Origin of the sequence: uncultured Solobacterium sp. (assembly GCF_963517755.1) — a bacterium.
Taxonomy (GTDB): domain Bacteria; phylum Bacillota_I; class Bacilli_A; order Erysipelotrichales; family Erysipelotrichaceae; genus Bulleidia.
In genome coordinates this window covers 1-21778 of sequence record NZ_CAUQGG010000016.1, presented here as the reverse complement: position 1 = coordinate 21778, position 21778 = coordinate 1, and the positions used below count along the sequence as shown (strand labels likewise).

The following is a 21778-nucleotide window of genomic DNA, read 5'->3' as shown; positions in this document are numbered from 1 at the left end:
TTTATCTCCCTAAATTTCAATGATATAAGCTTTCTATTCCTTATCCCAAGGAAGTAAGTTATCTCCCTTTACAAGATATGCATTCTCCGCGATTCTTGCAAGCGGTGTATCAGAGTAAGAATCGGAATAGAAGTTTTCAATCTTTGTATTGTCGAATACTTCACGATAACGACGTACCTTTTCTTCTCCATGACAATTCAACCCGCTATATACACCTGTATGAATATCAACTACACTTGCCATGCATGTTTTAATACCAACCTTCTTACAAAAAGATTGAATTAAGAATTCTGGCGAAGCAGAAATAACTACATCATCTTCTTTTTGTGTATCTTTATACCACTGCTTTACATGATCCAAATGGCTACTTGTATAGTCTTCAACTACTTTTTCCATATCTTCCACATAGCGAAACATGCGATATAAATTTGATTTGAAAGTTAACTTTGGCACAATGTGTAGCACATACAAAAGTCCAAACCAAACTGTACGCGGTAAATTGATTAATGTTTTAGGGCGATGTAGCCAAAGATATTTCACAAAACCCACAGTGGAATCACCACGGTAGATTGTATCATCCCAATCGTAAACGTTCATTGTATTCTCCATTCTGATTGCTTTTACAAGATAAGATATCTTTTTATAAATTGCAAGTCTTCAAAATAACTATAAAAATCTCACCTTGTATTCCGATTTTATCTAGTCATAGCAAATATTCTAATCAACTGTCAGAAAAAATAATCTTTGCTGGTATATAAACCCTCTTCATGTCTTCTTTTCGTTTCTTCGATTAGTTTTGGATAAAGTTCTAATACCTTATTTTTTATTTCTTCCGGGCAATTTTTTGTAAAATGAATATGATATCCTGGTGCTTCTCTTATCGGAAAAACGAACATATACTCTCTTGCAAAATCTAATTCATGACCGTATGATTCATTCATTTTAAATATCCTCTTCAAACTAATAATATACTTTTTTAAAATTTTAAGGTACCAGTGAACAATAAAATCCATTCATTTATATCTACGATTGCCATGAAGATTTATTATGGTTACTAATAATGTGATAACCATTAAAAATATACATACTTAAATATATTATCGATGATTCATCAAAACCTAGAAAAGAGCACAACTCACCTTATTAAGTTATGCTCTGTTGTATTTTATCTATTTATTAAAGCTAAATATACTTTTAATACTGACCCATTGCTGGAGGTACTGGCACATCCTTTTCTGGAAGCTTAGCAATTGCAGCTTCTGTTGTGATAAATAAGCCAGAGATACTTGCAGCATTTAATAATGCGGAGCGAGTTACCTTCGTAGGATCGATAATACCTGCTTCATACATATCAACCCATTCGCCTGTCTTTGCATTGAAACCATGATTTTCTTTCGCTGCTAACTGCTGTTCATAGATTTCATTACCATCAAAGCCAGCGTTTTCAGCAATCTGCATGATTGGCATTTTAAGTGCGTCTAACACAACATTGATACCACGTTGTACATCTACTACATCTGACTTTAATGTGGTACGTACATCTTTATACGCTTGCACCAATGCAAGTCCACCACCAGTCACAACACCTTCTTCAACCGCAGCCTTTGTTGCGTTTAGTGCATCCTCGATGCGTAACTTCTTTTCCTTAAGTTCTGTTTCTGTTGTAGCACCAACCTTAATTAAGGCAACACCATTTGTAAGTTTACCTAGTCTTTCTGCTAGTCTCTTCTTATCATAATCAGACTTTGCATTTTCGATTGCTGCTTTAATTTCAGATACACGTTTAGCAACTTCAACACTATCACCTGCACCATCGATAATTATTGTCTTATCTTTGCTTACCACCACTTTCTTAGCAGAACCTAAATCATTCATTGTCATTTCCGCTAAGTTCATATTCAAGTCTTTCGCATAGAAGTTTGCACCTGTTAGGACAGCGATATCTGCCAATTGATTCTTTGCATCATCGCCAAAACCCGGAGCCTTTGTCGCAACAACATTGAAGGTGCCACGTAACTTATTAATGATTAATGTACTCATCACTTCATTATCATAGTCATCTGCGATAAGAAGTAATGGCTTATTGATTTTAACAACTTCTTCCAAGACCGGTAGAATTTCTTGAATTGTATTGATCTTTTGGTCTGTTACCAAGATATATGGGTTATCCATGGATACTTCCATCTTATCACGGTCACTTACCATGTATGGGGAAACATAGCCTTTGTCATACTGCATACCTTCTGTCATCTCTAAGACTGTTTCGAAGGAACGTGATTCATCTACGTTGATAACACCATCGTTACCAACCTTTTCCATCGCTTCCGCAATAATCTTACCAATTTCTTCTGAGCCTGATGAGATAGTAGCGATGTTCTTTACATCATCGTTGGTTGTAACTTGGTGAGAGTCCTTTAATAATGCGTCTGCCACAACATTGGCTGCCTTTTCAATTCCCTCACGCATAAGTACAGGATTAGCACCCTTTTCAACTGCCTTAAGTCCAGCTGTAATCATTGATTGGGTTAAGATAGTCGCAGTTGTTGTACCATCACCTGCTAATTCATTTGTATTATTGGCTGCTTCATATACTAACTTAGCACCCATATTTTCAAACTTATCTTCAAGTTCTACTTCTTTAGCAATAGTTACACCATCATTTGTAATCACTGGTGAGCCAAAGGATTTCTCTAATACAACATTTCTTCCCTTTGGGCCTAAAGTCACCTTCACTGCATCCGCTAATTTATTAACACCGTCCAACATAAGTTGACGTGCATCTTTACCATACTTTAATTCTTTTGCCATAATAATTCCTTCTTTCTACTTTATTCTACAATCGCAAGAATATTTTCTGCTTCGATTAATAGATACTCTTTTTGATTTTCTTTGATTTCAGTTCCAGAATATTTTTTATATACAACCTTTTGACCAACCTGTAATTCCAATGGTATTAATTTCCCATTTTCCATCTTACCAGGTCCTACAGCCACAACAATACCCTTTCCAGGTTCTTCCTTTGGCTGTTCTGTCAAAATAATACCGCTCTTTGTTTTCTCTTCTTCTTTCGCTTTTTCTAAGACTACATAATCACGTAATGGTTTTAACATGTTTATTCCTCCTTTTAGCACTCTAATACATATAGTGCTAACATAAATTATCTTAGCACTTTCTATCACTCTGTCAATAAGAGTGATGAGGATAAAACTTTTCTTGTATAATAGGGTTGGAGTTCAAATTATGGAAAAATTGAGTTTATTATTGTTTTCAAATAGTGAATTTTTAATCTTGTTATGTTTTACCTTTGTGATATTGATCATCGGTTATTTTTTATATCAGCTATATTATTTTAAATCCGAAAAACATCACAGTATTTTATCACTCGTATTAATGATGTTAATCTATACTGTCATTTCTTTTTGGAAGCTTGGTTCAACTAGTTTTCCAACGACTACATGGCAGCCAACCGCAGAGAAACAACAAATCACATTTGACTTTGGCAAAAGCGAAAAATTTGATGCGATTTATACAATCTATGGGGAAGGTGATACAAATTCTAATCCATCCACATATCAAATTGGTACAAATAATATTCATTTGTATGCTTCTAATGATTTACAAGAATGGGTACATATTGCCAGTCTTAAACAAGGAAATATTTATACCTACGCAATTGAACAAGGCAATTGGCAATATCGTTATATCAAACTGGTTGATTTAAGCGAGAATAGTTCTTTATCAGAAATTGGCTTCCGTAATGAAGATCATACTGGATTTTTACCAATTTCTATCTTGCGAGATAAGCAGAAAGATGGACCATACCCTGGAAGTTTACTCATTGATGAACAAGATAAATTGGTTCTTTCTCCTACCTATTATGACCAAGCATATTTCGATGAAATTTATCACGTACGTAACGCATGGGAAATCGCAAATGGACAGTATATGTACGCAAATGTTCACCCATTACTCGGCACCAATATTATTGCACTATCCATTCGTTTATTTGGGATGCACCCTTTTGCCTGGCGATTACCTGGTGCGATAGCTGGAGTATTCATGTTACCAGTGTTGTTTGGAATCTTAAAATTATTATTTAAACGAAATGATTTATCTTTGATTGGATCATTCCTGCTAGCTGCGGACTTTATGCATATCACAACTTCACGTATCGCAACACTAGAACCATTTAGTATTTTATTCATATTATGTTCGTTCTATTGGATGTTTAAGTACTGCATGTCGAATTTCTATACCCTACCAATGCAGAAGGGAATTATATACTTACTCCTATCTGGTATCTTTATGGGAATATCAATTTCAGCGAAGTGGACAGGATGCTATGCGGCAGTAGGATTAGCAGTGATGTTATTTACAAACTGGATACAACGTTATCTTGAATATAAGAAGGATAAAAAGAGACATCAACAATTCTTTCAAATACTACTGAAAACAATGTTATTGTGCATACTATTCTTCATCATTATTCCAATTACAATTTATTGTATTTCTTATATTCCAGATCAAATTTTCCGCAATGAGCCATGGTCAATCGCCAACGTTTGGAAACAAGCTCAACAGATGTATTTCTATCACGTCAATTTAAACGCAACACACCCATATCAAAGTACTTGGTTTCAATGGGTATTTGATTTACGTCCGATGTGGTATTACGTTGGAACTGTAGATAATGTATTTCATACAATTTCTTGTTTTTCTAACCCATTACTAACATGGGCTGGTGTCCCGGCGATTCTCTATACAACATACTGTGCACTATTTAAGAAAGATACGGTAGCTTGGTATATTGTGGTTGGTTATTTTAGTGGTCTATTACCATGGATTATCTATGTCCATCGTATCGTATTTGCATATCACTTCTATCCAACATCATTATTTACCATCATCGCGATTGTATACTGTATTCATCACTTAAAACAACGTAAATATCAGTTTGTAGTACCAGTATATCTAGCACTCTATCTAGGATTGTTTATTCTATTCTTACCAATTACAACTGGATTTGGTACAACAATACAATTCGCTAAGCTTTTAGCATGGCTACCAGGATGGTATTTCGGATGAAAAAGTATCGTAAGTTATTGATTGATTTATCAATTATCCTAGCATTGACTGTGCTACTAATGTCCCCATATCTAGCAAAGAGTTTTCTTGCGATTGAACATGATACCTTCTTTCATGTATCACGTATTGAACAATACGCAAAGGCTCTTCAACACGGACAAATACTTCCAGCTATCTATCCATATGAAAATGGAGGATTTGGTTATGGAAGCCCACTCTTTTACTCCGATATATTCTTACTGTTACCAGCAATTCTACATAACTTGGGACTAGTATTGGTTGATAGCTATAAGCTTACTGTATTTCTAGCAAGTTTATGTTCTGGAATTACAATGTACATGCTTGCAGGTAAGTTTACTCAGAAGTCACCGATTCGATTGCTTGCTGTCGCCACATATCTTTTCAGCAACTATCACATCACAGATATCTATGTACGTGGTGCATTAGGTGAAGTGTTTGCGCTTGTAGGCATTCCACTTATACTATCTGGTCTATACGAAATCTTTGAAACCAATCAGAAATATTCACTCTCCTATCTAATTGGTTTGGTGATTACTGTATTATCACATAACCTAAGCTTCTTATTATGTTTTATACTGATAATTATTGTATGTATCATATATCTACCGAAGTGCTCATTTGATAGATATAAAATATTAGTAAGTGAAAGCATGCTGGCATGTTTATTCACTACTTTCTATACCTTCCCGATGATAGAACAACTAAAATCACAACAGTTCTATCTGAATTACTATGCATCAAGTTCCGCATTAGAAAATCATGCAATGGCATTCCGGCAGTTCTTTGCCAACCAAACTGTGTTTGGACTATCTGGCAATCAATATAACGCAAACAATGCAATGGTTGTTAATATTGGTTTATTTTTAACCATTGTACCTATCAGCTATCTCTTCCTTACTAAGAAGAAATATCCATTCATAACTATCATGTTAGTGATCGGATGGAGTTGTATGTTATTGCCTGCACAGATATTTCCTTGGAAGCACATGTCATTGCTAAGGATATTACAATTTCCATGGCGATTAAACATGCTTGCATTACCGCTATTATGTGTCCCTGCTGTAATAGGTATAGAAAACCTTACACATAAACTTAAGTATTTACCTATCTGCTTGATATTGTTGTTGAGTTTAGAAGGAATCTACCATCTCTATCCTGCAACAAAACGTACATTTATCATGCCACACAATACCACATGGCAAGAAGTAACCAATGGTAAACTCATTGACCCATACTATTCTGCACAATACATGCGCGTAGAACTTGCTGGTGGTGATTATCTTCCTTATCACTCTCCTGATTTCCGTAGTTATACAAAGACAATTCAAACTACATCAGGTGAAACAGTCACAACAGGAGAATGGATTGACTTTGGTACTTACCTCTTTACAATTACCAATCCACAAACTGTTGTACTACCGATTACCTACTACAAAGGTTATATCGTTCGTAATATTGATACAGCTGAGATTCTAGAGACCTCATTAAGTCATAATGGTCTTGTCAGTGTTTCAATACCATCTACTGGTACGTATGTCTGTCTGTACCAAAACACCCTCATACGTATGGTATCTATATGGATTTCTGTTCTTACCTGCATGATAAGTATAGGCTACATCATTTATCGTAAACGGAAAAAGGATATTTAATAACAATATCCTTTTCGTTTATTAGATTTGGTACCACTTGATTTCGTTAGCTTCTAAGTGTAATGAGAACGATGTTCCATCTCCACGGTAGATAACAGTATCTTGTGGTTCATATGTGTTATTTACTACGCAATAACTTTGTGTAGAAGGATATACATTTACATCAACGTTATAGTTTTCAGAATACCACTTCTTCATGTCATCTTCACGATGACAACTGTAGTAGATTGCACGATAGAGAAGTCTTGCATTTTCAAAGCTAAATGGTAAACCATTCATGTATACTGCTCTACCCTTACCATATTCATTAACTGCCAGCTTCACACTGAGGTCTTCTTGCTTGATAACCTTTGTGCCCGCTAATGCATAAACACTGTTTACATTTTCACCCCAGTCTTCGTGTTCTAACTGTTCTGTAATGAAGTGATTATGACATTCCCAGTTGTACTTATCTGTATGAAGTGTGAAGTCTAGTTCTTTATCAACACCTAATACATCATAAAGTGTAAAGAACTTACCATTTCTTGCACAAGCTGTTGGTTCACCAATACCGATGAAACCTCCACCATTATCTACATAACGACGTAGGATTGTAATAATCTTTTCATCAAATTCTTCACCACCACTAAAGCTTGTGTAACTACTACCATAGTTTAGTACAACATCAATATCGTTTAAGATATCTGGATTTTCGCGTATTTCTTCAAAACTGATGAACTTCACATCAAATGGGAAACCACTGAGTGATTCAAGAACACCTGTGTAGGAGTAGATTTGCTTGTAGCGAATTGCGTGATGTACAAGATGTGCACCCCAACGGCGAAGCTCACCATAGCTATTTAATACACCAACCTTGAGTAGGTTATGTGGTGTTTGTTTTCCTACATGTTCATAGAGTTCTCTAAATTCATCGCATACTTCAGAAACATACTCGATAAACTCTGGGAACTTTAATGCAAGTTTCAAGTATCCACCATAGCCGATACGATCAACTGGTGAACGTAAGATTGCACGACGTGCTGTTACCCAGTTTACTTTCGCTTCTTGTAATGGATCTCCACCTTCATGGAATGTATCTGGGAAGAAGTATGGTAAGAATCTACCTTCTGTATACTTCACACCCTTGATATCTGAAATCAAGCGTAATGTAGAACCAGAACCAACACTACCTACAACAGCGTCCAATCCAATTTCAGAGAAGTACTTACCATATGGTTCTGTACCAATCCAATGGTCTCCCAAGAACATCATCGCTTCCTTACCATAGGAATGACAGATGTCTACGAGCACCTTTGCAAGCTTGCATACTTCTTTTTGTTGGAAGTCGATAAAGTCTTTATATTCCTTGGAAGGAACACAGAACTGACTGTTATGGAAGCCTTTGTTAATAATAAATTCTGGACGGAACTTATAACCAACTTCCTTTTCGAACTGTTCCAAAATATATGGTGATACAGAAGCACTATATCCATACCAGTCAACGAACTTCTCACGAGCAAACTCATCAAACTGTAGTGTGAACTGATGGAAGAATGTTGTAAAGCGTACAACATTTACATCTTCTCTTTCTCTACAGAACCTATGTAACTTCTCAATAACGTGTTTCTGTGTTTCTGGTAGACGTACATCTAATGTCATCTGATGTTCTTCATCTACCCAATCATTTGTTAAGAAGTTATACATATGAACTGGATCCCACACAATAAACGCTAAAAAGCTGACTGTGTATGCATGATAAGGAATCGCTTCCTCAATCACCACATCACCATTTTCTTCATCAAAATACCAGTTTGAAACAACTGTATCTGTTGTACGATCAATAACTTCCCACCAACGGTGAATATCATTCGTTGGGTTCACTTTGAATTGATCTTTATAGAAATGTTCCATGATTTTGATGCGTAAGCATGTATCTTTTGCAGTAACAAAGTCACTCATCAAATACATCTGTTGCATCTCATCAGGATGTTCTTTTGCCCACGCATTATCTTTACGTGTTGTGTAATATGTAGCGTATTGCTTAATATCCATCTTTCGTAACGCTTCAGGCATATCAGTGCCATCACAATCACGAATCGCATCAGCCTTCCACTTCTTGATGATTTCGATTGTATCCTCAATCACATCAATATCGGTTGGGACTGTAACTCTTCCTGTATTCATACTTAATTAATCTCCCTTAAACGATACGGTTTTCTGTCTCTGGATCAAAGAAGTGTACCTTCTCCAAATCCATTGCCAGTCTAAAGGATGCACAATCTGAAAGGTCATAGCGTGCATTCACTCTTGCCTGTAACTTTTGTCCTGCAATCTTTCCATGTAGGATAAATTCATTACCTAAAAGTTCACTTACATCAATCGCAAAGTCAAACACAGCACTTGGATATGTTTCATTTACAATTTCCTCTGCGTGTAAATCTTCTGGACGAATACCCATCACAATTTCTTTGCCTTCATATGCTTGCATGTCTTTTGTAAACTGTTCCGGTAGTTCAATATGCATATCACCAATGGTGAATTTTCCATCAGCGTATGTTCCCTTTAGGAAGTTTGTGGCTGGAGAACCAATAAATCCTGCTACGAACATGTTTACTGGATTCTGATAGATTTCCTTTGGTGTTCCAATCTGTTGGATATATCCATCTTTCATGATGACAATACGGCTAGCCATTGTCATCGCTTCTGTTTGATCGTGTGTTACGTAGATTGTTGTAGCACCGATGTTTTTGTGTAGTCGAATGATTTCACTACGCATCTGTACACGAAGCTTAGCATCTAAGTTAGATAATGGTTCATCCATTAAGAATACTTTCGCATTACGTACGATTGCTCTACCTAACGCTACACGTTGTCTTTGACCACCAGATAAAGCCTTAGGCTTTCTATCTAAGTATTGTTCAATCTCTAATGCTTTTGCGGCTGCACGTACACGACGGTCAATTTCATCTTTATTTGTCTTACGAATCTGTAATCCAAATGCCATGTTTTCATAAACTGTCATAAATGGATATAACGCATAAGACTGGAATACCATCGCAATCTCACGATTCTTAGGTGCAACATCATTCACTAATTTATCGTCGATATACAATTCACCATTTGTGATATCTTCCAAACCTGCAATCATACGTAAAGTTGTTGATTTACCACATCCGGAAGGACCAACCAATACGATGAATTCTTTATCTTGAATCTCTAAGTTAAAATCAAATACTGCCTGTACTTTATTATCGTAAATCTTATTGATATGACGTAATGATAAGTTTGCCATATATCGTCCCCCTATTTAAATCTCTTGTTATACAGATGTATAACAAACAAAATGCCAATCAGTCCAACTACCTGAATACCAAGATTCACATAGCCAACTTCTCTTTGACCAATAATTACCATTGCTAGACTGACAACAAATAGAATTGCCATCAAGATTGATTGTGTTGTTCGATTCATATGTCCTCCTAGTCCTTAAGACCACCCAAGGTCATACCTTGTGTTAAGCGTCTTTGTACAAGAATGTATAAAATCAATGTTGGCAACATAACAATCACTAGTCCTGCATACATCGGTCCATAATTAGTCGCTGCTTTCTGTGCGGACATCAGATTCTGTAATCCTACAGGTAGTGTCTTTAGTGCCTTTGTCTGCACAAGTGTTAATGAAATAATGTATTCATTCCAGAATGCCAAGAAGTTAAATAGGATAACTGTAATAATACTTGGCTTTGCCATACGGAACATAACTCTTACCATGGTTGTAAAATAACCACAACCATCGATTTCTGCAGCTTCTTCATATGCCTTTGGTAAAGAGCGGAAGTAGCTTGCAAGAAGATATACTGTAAATGGAATTGCTGTAGATGCGTATACAAGCGCAAGAACGAAACGGTTATTCATAAAGAACTGTAGACCGCTCTTTGCTAGTGACTTATCCCAACCATTCAACATTAAGAAGATTGGCACAACAATATAGTTTACGTTAATAAATAAGCCAGCCATGATGAGTGTGTTGAAGAACTTTCTGCCTTTGAATTGGAATCTAGCAAGTACATACGCGGCTGGTAATGAAACCACTAGTAAGATTGCTAGAGCCATTGCAGTTACAAGTGCTGAGTTCAAGATAAAATCACCAACTTGTGCAATTTGAAAGGCATCAATAAAGTTCTGAATATTAAATCCTTGTGGTAATGCCCATGGGTTTCCATAGAACTCAGCATTTGTTTTAATTGATGCTAAGAATACCCAGGATACCGGAATGATAATGGATATTGCTAAAGAAATCAGCGCAACATATATAAAGATTTTGTATAAATCAAAATGTTTTCTCTTCATATTACCTCCTAAATCTCAATCGAATCACGATGTGTTACGCGATTGATTGCCCATGATAAGGTAAATGAAAGAATAAATACAACTGCACCGATTGCCATACCATAGCCATAACTTGAACGATTATATGCTTGCAAGTACATATAACTGAGCACTGTTTCACTAGCTCCATCAGGACCACCACCAGTCATGACTTGCACAAACAAGAAACTCAGATTAATGGTTGAAATGACGAAGAATGTAAGTGTTGTACGGATATTATCCCAAATCATCGGAATCGTTACCGAGAAGAATTGTTTAACTTTTCCACTACCCTCTAAAGACGCAGCTTCATATAGATGTTCTGGTATCGTACTCATACTGGCCATGTACATGACCATGTAATAACCAATCGCCTGCCAAATTAGTGCGGCAATTAACGCATATACAACCAAACCAGGATCACCAAGGTACTTTGTCGTACCAGCACTACCGTTGAAAAGTCCTACAAGTGAATTTAATAAGCCATTTTCAGATGGATCATAAATCGCACTGAAGATTGCAGAAATAACAACGACAGAAAGGATATTTGGAATATAGAATATGATTCTAAAGAAGTTTTGTCCCTTTATCTTTTCACGAACTAGAATAGACGCAAATAAGATTGCGAAAGCCATCGTTACAATTGTTACTAACACGATGATCAAGATTGTATTCTGAAGAGCGCGGATAAAACTCATATCTTTAAATAACATCTGGAAATTCTTTAATCCTATAAATGTGCGGTTATCACTTAAGCCACCCCATTTAAACATCGACATCATAAACACGTTTATCGTTGGATATAACATAAACAGTGTTAGTAATATCATCGCTGGAGCTAAGCATATTGTGATAAACAGCTTCTTCTCAACACTTTTTTTCATTTCATTACTCCCTTCCTTAAAATAACGACGGCTGTCCACCATCGTTATTTTAATGAATTCTAATACTTAACAGCTAATTGACTATTTGTTTGCTTCGGCAATCTGTTCAACAGCCTTCACTGTTGCGTCATACCATTCATCAACTGTCTTGGAACCATTTACGATTGAGTTTACAGTTGCGTAGAGTACACCTGTATTAGCATCAGCTACACTTACACCCTCAACGATGTTGTCCATAACTTGGAAACCTACTGCATTTGACTTAGCGCCATTGTCATAGATTGTGTAGTATAAAGCATTTTCATCATCCTTACCGATGAACTTAGAAGCATCCTTAGTAGGCATTACAGCACCACCGTTTTCATAGAATAACTTTGTAGCTTCATCAGAATATAAGAATGTAATAAACTTCTTAGCTAATTCTGGGTTCTTAGCTTCTTTAGGAATAAATACCTGTTCTGTAAATGTTGTAGAGTAAGCATCACCTGTAGCAGTTACCTTAGGTAAAGCTGTGAATCCCCACTCAAATCCTGCAGCACGTGGAGCTTCAGCCATTTCACCTGGCAACCATGTTCCGTTAGGAACGAATAATGCTTTGTTATCTAAGACTAATTGTTGGTTCTTCTTGAAGTTATCTCCGTTAGCGTTAGCTACTGTTGTTGGTTCAACATACTGAGCAAGTTTGCCAACGATTTCAAATGCCTTCTTAACTTCTGGTAACTTCCAAGCGTCAACGTTATATGTCATTAACTTCGCATATACTTCTGGTCCTGCTGTTTCATTTAATAAAGCAGAGAAGAATGCATCGAAGTACCCTGTTGTTGGGTATGTGAATAATGAGATACCTTCAGCCTTAGCCTTTTCTCCTAATTCCCACATTTCATCCCAAGTTGTTGGAACACTCCATCCCTTTTCCTTGAATAGGTTAGCGTTATAGAATAATCCACATGGGCTGTAATTGATAGGTGCTAAATATAGCTTGCCATCAGCGTATGGCTCTGTAGCTAAACCTTCATAAATACCATCAATGAGTTTATCTTTTACCTTTGTATCTTCACCTAATACTTTTTCATCAAGTACACTTGTAATGTCTGTTAACATCTTTTCAGCGATCATAGTGTCTGTTAAGCCACCCTTAGATCCAACTGATAAGTAAACTAAGTCAGGATATGTTCCAGCTTGAACTTCACTACGTAATGTATCAGCGATGTTCTTTTCTAAACGAAGATCAACCTTAACGCCTTCCTTTTCTTCGAAAGCCTTAACAACAGCTTCCCAACCCTTTGTGCCATATCCGCCATCTAGACCAGAGATGTGCAATGTTGTTTCTTCACTTTCCTTCTGTGAAGAAGCAGCTTCTTTTTTACTACAGCCAATAGCACCGACTGCGAGTAAACCAGCTAATGATAATGTCAATAACTTTTTCATTTGTTCCTCTTTTCCTCCTAAGAAACTTATTTGATAATTTCAGTTTATGGGTGAAAACGCTTTCAAACAAGAGATATATTGCTAAATATTATCGAAATATTGCTCTAATATATCTATTTCGCAATATTTCATATAATCAATTAAAACTTAAGAATACCGATATGCGTTACATGATATGATTAAAGCGATGATTACAGCTATTTCTCAAAACCAAAACGAAGATCGTTCACTAGGTAAGATTTTATATGTTACCCACTCCCGTTATGAAGGAGATTGGCATTCAACTCCACACAGTCATGCATGTGCAGAGCTTTTCTATGTTATCTCTGGTGAAGGCAAATTCTTTGTCGAAGGGAAATACCTAGACATTCACGCAGATGATCTCATTATTGTTAACTCATATATTGAACACACCGAGGTTAGTAAAGAGAATTCCCCTCTTGAGTATATTGTAGCAGGTATTGAAGGTTTACACTTCCATAGTGATGATAAACGCTTCAATCATAACTTCAGTATGCATAACTATAAAGCATATAAGAATGATATTCTTTTCTATCTCAAAACATTACTGCATGAAATGGAACATCAAGATGAATACTCCCAACACTTAGTAAATTCTCTACTAGAGATTATGCTTATTAACATGGTACGTCGTACCAATACAACGCTAAATGTATCTCCAGTAAAAAAGACAACGAAAGAATGTATCTTCATCGAAAACTATATCAACGATCACTTCAAAGAAGATATAGACCTAGACAAGCTCAGTGAATTAACATTCTTAAATAAATATTACTTAGTACATGCATTTAATCAATATAAAGGGATTTCTCCGATGCGCTACTTAATACAGCGCAGAATCTCTGAAGCAAAATTCCTATTAGAGACTACCAGTTATAGTATGAATGATATCTCCGCTATCATTGGCTTCTCGAACCAAAATTACTTTACCTTTGCGTTTAAGCGTGAGATTGGTTGTTCTCCAAGTACGTATCGTAAACAATTCCTAAAAACGAAAGACTAAAAACATGCATACAAAAAAAGCCGGTTCTCGGCTTTTTTTGTTATGAGCGTAAGTCTGCAGATAGCTTTTCTTTGAGTTTTTCAAGAATCGCATCGTGAACAGTACGTACTTCTTCATCATTCAGTGTATGATCAGAAGCTTGGTATGTAATACGTAGAGCTACAGATTTCTTACCTGCTTCAACATGTTCTCCTTCGTAAATATCGAATACTTCCGATTTACGAACAAGCTTCTTACCTGTACTGTTAATAATCTTTAACATTTCTTCCGCTGTTACTTCTCTATCTACAACTAATGCAATATCGCGTGAGATTGATGGATAACGATCAATCGGTACAAACTTCACCTTAGAAGCACTTGTCTCATTTACGACATCCAATGAAAGTTCCGCATATGTTACTCGTTTTAAATCATATTTCTTTGCATAGCTTGGATGTAATTCACCAAATAGACCTAATGGTTTACGGTCTAAGAGAATCTCTGCACTACGATATGGATGGAAGTGTTCTACATCCGTTGTATTTGGACGTACAGTAATACGTGCATCATTGAAACCACAACGATTTAACCATGTCATTAGGATTCCCTTTAAGGCATAGAAATCACCAGCTTCATTTAACTTGTGGAGTGGATCATTTTGAACATTTCCGTCTAATACAACTGCAAGTCTTTCTTCTTCCTTATCCTTTGCATAAACCTTAGAGATTTCAAATAACAAGTTATCTGTATTTTGATGTGCTTCATTGTATTGCACACTTGTTAATACAGAGTTTAATAAACTTGCACGAATGTACTTTCGATTCTCTGACATTGGCATCGCAAGAGGAATCGCTTCACCAAGTGGAGAGAGAGCTGTCTTCATCTCTTCTTCAGAGATTAATGTATATGTAACAATTTCATTAAGACCAAAGGCCTTCAATGTTTCGCGAGTCATACGTCTGAGTTTTTGCTTTGGTGATAATTGACCAACAGTTGTACTCATCACTGGTAATGTAGATTTCAAAGTATCAAAACCAATTAAGCGTACAATCTCTTCGTCGATGTCTGCACGACCTTCGATATCGACACGGTAACTTGGGATATGACATGTAATCTCATCCCCATCTACTTCTGGCTCAAAGTTTAACCATGTGAGTGTTTCTTTGACTTCTTCCATTGTAAATGCAGTACCTAATAAGGCATTACAGTGAGAGAGTGTTTCCTTTACCACAACTGGCTTATAGCCATCTGTGCCATAAGTAACTGTCTCTTCAAATCCATCTGCACATGCATACTCTTGTAAGAGTTGTACAGAACGGTCCATAGCCTTTTGTGCTGCTAATGCCTCAATACCCTTTGTAAAGCGTTGTGCAGCCTCAGTAATGAGATTTAAACGAATGGATGAACGACGTACGGAAGTCTTATTGAAATGTGCTGCTTCAATAAAGATACCTTCTGTTGTTTCATCGATCATGGATTCTTCCCCACCCATAATACCGGCAATACCAGTTACTTCACCATTTGTAGTGATGAGGATATCACCCTTTTCAATCGCAAACTCGACACCATCTAACGCAGTCATCTTTAGCTCACGATCATCCACAACTGTAATTTCTCTTGTTGGAAGCTTTGCAAGATTGTAATAGTGTAATGGTTGTCCTGTTTCGAGCATTACAAAGTTAGAAATATCAACAACATTATTAATTGAATTGATACCTGCCGCATGTAAGTATTCCACCATCCACTTTGGAGATGGTCCTACCTTTACATGATTTACAACTTTACCCATGAAGAAGTCACACTTTTCAGTGTTGCTTGTTACCTTAAATGTGGATGGTGTTCCAATATTGGATTTACCAGCATAATCAGGCCACTTCACCTCACGATGTAAGATAGCACCAACTTCCTTTGCCATATTCCACATGCTAGAACAATCTGCACGATTTGGTGTTAATGATACATCTAAAATCGTGTCATCATAGCCTATATATCCAAGCACATTTGTTTCACCAACAGGTGCATCTTGTGATAACTCTTCAATTCCATTAATTTGTTTTTCTGTAAGGCATTTATGATCGATACCTAACTCACGTAGTGAGCAAAGCATACCATTTGATTCAATTCCATGAAGTGGCTTTGCTTGAATGGTAATACCAGGTAAAACTGCACCAGGTAAAGCTGCGATTACCTTTAATCCTAATCGGCAGTTTGAAGCACCACATACAATTTGCGTTGTATCGTTTTCACCTGCTCCATAGCGAACGATTGTACGGTGTAAATGTGTATCTGGAATATCTTCACATTCAATTACTTCCGCTATCACAAGACCAGTGCCTTGTGCCATCGGTTCAATTCCTTCAACTTCTAGCCCTGCAGTTGTTAATTTGTCCGCTAGTTGTTGTGGAGTAATATCACTTAAATCTACATACTCCTGTAGCCATTTATAACTTAGTCTCATTGCCTTCCTCCTCTTAGTCAAAACGATCGAATGTCTTCAAAAAGCGAACGTCATTTGTATAGAAGTTGCGAATATCATCAATTCCATATTTCAACATTGCAACTCTTTCAAGTCCTACACCGAAGGCAAATCCAGAATACTTCTCAGAATCAAATCCATTCATGCGTAATACATTTGGATGTACCATACCTGCACCTAAGATTTCAATCCAACCAGATCCCTTACATACGTTACAACCCTTACCATTACAGAATGGACAGGAAACATCAACTTCTACAGAAGGCTCTGTAAATGGGAAGTATGATGGACGGAAACGAACTATTCTACCTTGACCAAACATTGTGCTAGCCATGTATTCTAGTGTTCCCTTCAGGTCAGCTAAAGTAATATTCTCACCAACGACAAGACCTTCACATTGCATAAACTGATGACTGTGTGTCGCATCGTCGTCATCACGACGATAAACCTTACCTGGGCAAATTAACTTGATTGGAACCTGTCCCTTTGCCTTCTCTAATTCACGCATCTGCATCGCAGTTGTATGTGTTCTAAGTAGTGTATTTGGATCGATATAGAAGGTATCCTGCATATCACGTGCTGGGTGATCTTTTGGTGTATTAGCCAATTCAAAGTTGTAGTAATCCTGTTCAACTTCAGGACCTTCCGCAACCTTATAACCCATACTCAAGAAGAGGTCTTCAATCTCCTGTTGAATCATCACAAGTGGATGTGTTGTACCAAGCTTGTGTATATCTCCAGCTAATGTAACATCAATCTTTTCGGCTTCTAACTTACCCGCAAGAGCCGCAATCTTTAATACTTCTTCTTTTGACTCTAATACTTTGGCAACCGTATCCTTACATACGTTTACCTTCTGGCCAAAGGCTGGCTTTTCCTCTGGTGGTAAAGCTTTCATTTCAGACATAAGTGCCTGAATACTTCCCTTTTTACCTAAGTATTGAATTTTGACTTGTTGTAGTTGTTCCAAGTTGCTTGCTTGCTCAATCGCAGCTAACGCTTCTTCTTGGACCTGCATAACTTTATCGCTCATCGACCTTTTCCTCCATAAAAAAATTCCTGCAAAATATTGCAGGAACGTTATTCACGCGGTACCATCCTGATTCGCACAAACGTGCGCACCTCAATTGATCTGTAACGTAGATATACGGGGATGATTAATCCCACTGGAAAAGTGAATTCACCAAGCGTCTTCTATAGAACCCTTTCAGCGTTTAGGTTCCTCTCTTTCTATAGCGTGTTTGGCTACTACTCTTTTCGTTATCGCTTTATTAGCCATATTATACGGCAAATCACATAAGAATGTCACTAGTTTCCGCAAAATCAATAATCCAATCTTACGCCTCTTGTAATAACCACCTCGTAATATCAAGCACTTGTATACCTTCAATATCATAATTTTCATGCTTCGTATTTGCGATAATAATTTTTGGATAGGAATCCTTGATTTCTTGTAGTGGTTTAAGTTCTCTATTTAATGTGTCTTGGCTAGTTATATCATCAGAAACCTGGATATATATTTTTTCATTCTGCTTCATAGCCACAAAATCAATTTCCTTTTGATAGAGTTTTCCAACATAAATTGTATATCCTCTTCGCAATAACTCGAGAGCTACTAAATTTTCATAGGCACGCCCATAATCCATATTACGAGTACCTAAGACTGCGTAGCGAAATCCTAAATCACTTAAATAATACTTATCAGACGTTTCTAAATATTTTTTGCCACGAATGTCGTAGCGTTTCACTTTATAAAACACAAATGAGCTACATAGATATTTGATATAATTCCCTATCTTCACGTGATTAACATCAGGTTGATTCTTTTTTAGAATTGTCGTTATTTTATTTGCTGAAGTTAAATTGGAAATATTATCCATAAGATAGTCAGTTAATGTATCTAATAACGCTTCTTCTTTGATTGCATACTTATCAACTAAATCACGCTTTATCACGGTATAACATACATTCTTGATATATGTAACTTGGTCTTGCTTATCTGCATAGATGTAAGACCCTGCTAATCCACCTTCTGTAACATATTTATCTAGTAGCATTGGAGTAGTACTATCAAATCCATAATATGCACAATACTCTTTCAAACTAAATGGATAAACCTGTATCTCTATAAATCTTCCCGTAAATAACGTAGATAAATCGGAGCTAAGAAGAAATGCATTAGAACCAGTGATATAAATATCATATTTACGACTATTGTATAAACTGTTAATTGCCAATTCAAATTGAGTACATAGTTGCACCTCATCTATAACAACAATATTCTCTGCATCTTTTTGATACTGATTTTCTACATATTTATATAAGCTTTTATAATCTTTCAGATCTTCATTTTTTAAATCCATAAAATCAATATATAAAACATGCACATTATTATCGTTCTTTTCTAACCAATCGACATAATCACGGACTAATTCCGATTTTCCAGAGCGTCGTAAACCCGTGATTATTTTTATGTCAGGTGTTCCTCGAAGACGAATCAATCGATTTAAATAATCTACTCTTTCAATATGCTTCACAGTCTTCCTCCTCTTTCGAAACTTAAAAATAATTAATCTTTCGAAAAAAGTATACCATATATTTTCGAAACTTAAAAAATTTTAAAGTTTTGAAAATAATCTTTTCTTGCCCAAAGAAAATATACTGTCGAAACAGTATACCTTCTTGTTATTGTTGATAATACTCTGCCTGTGCTTGATAGAGTGTGTAATACTCACCTTGTTTATGCATGAGTGAATCATGATTGCCATCTTCTACTAACTTACCATCTTTAAAAACAACAATACGATCACAGAACTTACATGAACTCATACGATGTGAGATATAGATAGCTGTCTTACCCCCAACAAGTTTATCAAAGTTCTCATAGATTTCTGCTTCCGAGAATGGATCCAAAGCTGCAGTAGGTTCATCTAGGATTACAAATGGAGCGTCTTTGTACAATGCACGTGCAATTGCTAACTTCTGTGCTTCACCACCAGATAACTTAATACCTTCACTATTTAAATCTTCCAATACACAATCCAGTCCATCCTGACCAGATGTAAAGCGTTTCTCTAGGCCTACGTCTGCGATAATCGCATTGATATCTTTTTCTTCATTATGATGACCGCACTCTAGATTTTCTTTTGCACTGATATTGAACATACCGAAATCTTGGAATACTGGACTAAAGATTTTTGTATATTCATTGAAGTCAAACTTTTGAATATCAATACCATTTAACAAGATTCTTCCTTCTGTCGGTTGATACAAACGACATAGTAGCTTGATGATTGTTGTCTTACCAGCACCATTTTGTCCAACTAATGCTAACTTTTCGCCGATCTTAAATGTAAGATTCACATTGGATAATACAAGTTGTTCACTATTTGGATAGTGAAAACTCACATTTTCAAAGCAGAATTCATATGCATTATCATTTCTCTTTTCGATTGGTAATGAGCCTGTGGTACGAATCGATTCATCATGCAAGAAGTCTGTAAAATGATTTAGATAATCCAATTGGAACACCGCATCACTATACGATATGATACAACCCGAAATATATTGGATCAGTTGTTGCATAGCGCCTGCATATAAGAGTACAGAACCAATTGATAAATAACCATGCAAGCTTAAGTATGCGATATAAATATATGTACATGCTCCAAAGATACTTAAAGCAAAACTATATACAGCTTCATATCTTCCTTTTCTCTTAGAGAAATCTAAATAAACATGGAATGTTTTAGTGATATTTTTAAAATACTTTTCAAACAACTGACCCATTCGATTAATCATCATTTGTTTCTTGTATTCTACATTGGCCATTGTTGTGATGAGATAACTAAACACGGAATTGTTATGAATATTTCTTTTATTTAAGTCTTCATAATAAGCACTCGTCCGCTTTAAAATCATAACGCCCAAACAAATACAACCAACCGCCAGTAATAGTAGTAATACTAAATAGAACGAATACTGCATTGCTTGATAAAACAGATACCCTACAAAACATAATGCATATAGAGCAGAAAATAAGTTAGTGCATAACAGAATTATGAATTGTAAGAAAGAACCAGTCCCTCCTGTAGCATTCATACGGTTACTTACTGCACGTACTTTTTGCATGCTATCGTTATCTTCAAAAATATCGTAACGCATGGTAAACGACATATAGTTGACCTGACTCATGACTACTTCGTCTGTAATAAATTCATATCCTTGCAAATAAGAATCAATCCAATTACCAATAAAGGATAATAGATAACTACTCACTAGCATAATCATGACAACTTGAATTGTTGCTTGAAACTGGCTTGTAAGTAATAAATCTAAGATACGTGAATATCCAAACAGTACAATAAAGTTAGGTGTACTTCTACAGAAAGCTAATGTAATCATCTGTACAGTAATATGAGGAAATTGAACTTTTAAAAGTTGAATCAAATCATGCGTTTGTTGATAGAATTGCTTGAGTTTCATCTTGTTCTTCCTCCTTGTAATATTTTGCTTGTACATCAAACATCTCTGCATATTTACCATTTAATTTCATAAGTTGCTCGTGAGTTCCTTGTTCAACAATCTCTCCATTTTCCAAGAAGACAATATTATCGCAGAAACGAGTTGAAGCTAAACGGTGCGAAATAAATAGTGCACTCTTATCTTTTGTGATTTCCTTATACTCTTCATACATATCCTTTTCCGCAAGTGCGTCAAGCGCTGCAGTTGGTTCATCTAAGATGAGTAAAGAAGGATTTTTGTAATATGCCTTTGCGAGCAATAAACGTTGTTGTTGTCCACCGCTAAGGTTGATTCCATCTGGTGATAAATCTGTATTGATATAACTATGAATTCCCTTTGGCAATTGATTTACAATCGTATCT

At 36.1% G+C, this 21778-nt stretch carries 18 protein-coding genes; 3 read left to right on the top strand and 15 right to left on the bottom strand.

Annotation, left to right across the window (positions count from 1 at the left end; all coding sequences use genetic code 11):
- Positions 1–33 precede the first annotated feature (33 nt).
- The 4 genes from RWM19_RS08065 to groES form a co-directional block, all read right to left on the bottom strand.
- On the bottom strand, positions 34–597 hold the full coding sequence (locus RWM19_RS08065; protein ID WP_313985753.1) for a haloacid dehalogenase-like hydrolase: 564 nt from the start codon (positions 595–597) through the stop codon (positions 34–36).
- 131 nt (positions 598–728) lie between these two features.
- On the bottom strand, positions 729–941 hold the full coding sequence (locus RWM19_RS08060) for a hypothetical protein (protein WP_313985750.1): 213 nt from the start codon (positions 939–941) through the stop codon (positions 729–731).
- A gap of 253 nt (positions 942–1194) precedes the next feature.
- Complete coding sequence (gene groL, locus RWM19_RS08055; RefSeq protein WP_313985747.1) at positions 1195–2808, bottom strand: chaperonin GroEL; 1614 nt, start codon at positions 2806–2808, stop codon at positions 1195–1197.
- 20 nt (positions 2809–2828) lie between these two features.
- Positions 2829–3110, bottom strand: a complete 282-nt coding sequence (gene groES, locus RWM19_RS08050; RefSeq protein ID WP_294022081.1) for a co-chaperone GroES — start codon at positions 3108–3110, stop codon at positions 2829–2831.
- 130 nt (positions 3111–3240) lie between these two features.
- Here groES and RWM19_RS08045 point away from each other — a divergent pair, with 130 nt between their 5' ends.
- Together RWM19_RS08045 and RWM19_RS08040 are read left to right on the top strand one after the other, a co-directional pair.
- The gene (locus RWM19_RS08045) at positions 3241–5085 is read left to right on the top strand and encodes a phospholipid carrier-dependent glycosyltransferase (RefSeq protein ID WP_313985741.1); all 1845 of its coding nucleotides are present in this window, start codon (positions 3241–3243) and stop codon (positions 5083–5085) included.
- Positions 5082–6755, top strand: a complete 1674-nt coding sequence (locus RWM19_RS08040; protein ID WP_313985739.1) for a hypothetical protein — start codon at positions 5082–5084, stop codon at positions 6753–6755. Before RWM19_RS08045 ends, RWM19_RS08040 begins: the two co-directional genes overlap by 4 nt.
- A 21-nt stretch (positions 6756–6776) precedes the next feature.
- Here RWM19_RS08040 and gnpA read toward each other — a convergent pair whose 3' ends face one another.
- The 6 genes from gnpA to RWM19_RS08010 all read right to left on the bottom strand — a co-directional run bounded on the left by gnpA (position 6777) and on the right by RWM19_RS08010 (position 13413).
- Positions 6777–8918 carry a 1,3-beta-galactosyl-N-acetylhexosamine phosphorylase gene (gnpA, locus tag RWM19_RS08035; RefSeq protein ID WP_313985736.1) on the bottom strand — a complete coding sequence of 714 codons (2142 nt, stop codon included), beginning with the start codon at positions 8916–8918 and terminating at the stop codon, positions 6777–6779.
- Positions 8919–8934: 16 nt separating this feature from the next.
- Entirely contained in the window at positions 8935–10026 is a 1092-nt protein-coding gene (locus RWM19_RS08030) for a sn-glycerol-3-phosphate ABC transporter ATP-binding protein UgpC (protein WP_313985735.1), read from the bottom strand.
- A gap of 11 nt (positions 10027–10037) precedes the next feature.
- Positions 10038–10205, bottom strand: a complete 168-nt coding sequence (locus RWM19_RS08025; protein ID WP_294021329.1) for a DUF6903 family protein — start codon at positions 10203–10205, stop codon at positions 10038–10040.
- Positions 10206–10213: 8 nt separating this feature from the next.
- Positions 10214–11083, bottom strand: coding sequence for a carbohydrate ABC transporter permease (locus tag RWM19_RS08020; RefSeq protein ID WP_006526229.1), 870 nt, complete (start codon positions 11081–11083; stop codon positions 10214–10216).
- Between the two features lie 8 nt (positions 11084–11091).
- The gene (locus RWM19_RS08015) at positions 11092–11985 is read right to left on the bottom strand and encodes a carbohydrate ABC transporter permease (RefSeq protein ID WP_294022811.1); all 894 of its coding nucleotides are present in this window, start codon (positions 11983–11985) and stop codon (positions 11092–11094) included.
- A gap of 81 nt (positions 11986–12066) precedes the next feature.
- Positions 12067–13413 (bottom strand): carbohydrate ABC transporter substrate-binding protein, encoded by a 1347-nt coding sequence (locus tag RWM19_RS08010; RefSeq protein ID WP_294021325.1) that lies wholly within the window; start codon positions 13411–13413, stop codon positions 12067–12069.
- A gap of 175 nt (positions 13414–13588) precedes the next feature.
- Between RWM19_RS08010 and RWM19_RS08005 the strand changes: the two genes are divergently transcribed.
- Entirely contained in the window at positions 13589–14437 is an 849-nt protein-coding gene (locus tag RWM19_RS08005) for an AraC family transcriptional regulator (protein ID WP_313985730.1), read from the top strand.
- 40 nt (positions 14438–14477) lie between these two features.
- On the opposite strand, the gene pheT is transcribed toward RWM19_RS08005, so the two are convergent.
- The 5 genes from pheT to RWM19_RS07980 all read right to left on the bottom strand — a co-directional run.
- Complete coding sequence (gene pheT / locus RWM19_RS08000) at positions 14478–16874, bottom strand: phenylalanine--tRNA ligase subunit beta (protein ID WP_313985727.1); 2397 nt, start codon at positions 16872–16874, stop codon at positions 14478–14480.
- Positions 16875–16887: 13 nt separating this feature from the next.
- The gene (gene pheS, locus RWM19_RS07995; protein ID WP_313985725.1) at positions 16888–17925 is read right to left on the bottom strand and encodes a phenylalanine--tRNA ligase subunit alpha; all 1038 of its coding nucleotides are present in this window, start codon (positions 17923–17925) and stop codon (positions 16888–16890) included.
- Between the two features lie 304 nt (positions 17926–18229).
- Positions 18230–19429 (bottom strand): ATP-binding protein, encoded by a 1200-nt coding sequence (locus RWM19_RS07990; protein ID WP_313985722.1) that lies wholly within the window; start codon positions 19427–19429, stop codon positions 18230–18232.
- A 148-nt stretch (positions 19430–19577) separates the two neighbouring features.
- A complete protein-coding gene (locus RWM19_RS07985; RefSeq protein ID WP_313985719.1) occupies positions 19578–21377 on the bottom strand; it encodes an ABC transporter ATP-binding protein in 1800 nt (599 codons plus the stop codon).
- A partial coding sequence (locus tag RWM19_RS07980; protein ID WP_313985716.1) for an ABC transporter ATP-binding protein occupies positions 21343–21778 on the bottom strand: 436 nt, incomplete at its 5' end. The genes RWM19_RS07980 and RWM19_RS07985, both read right to left, overlap by 35 nt.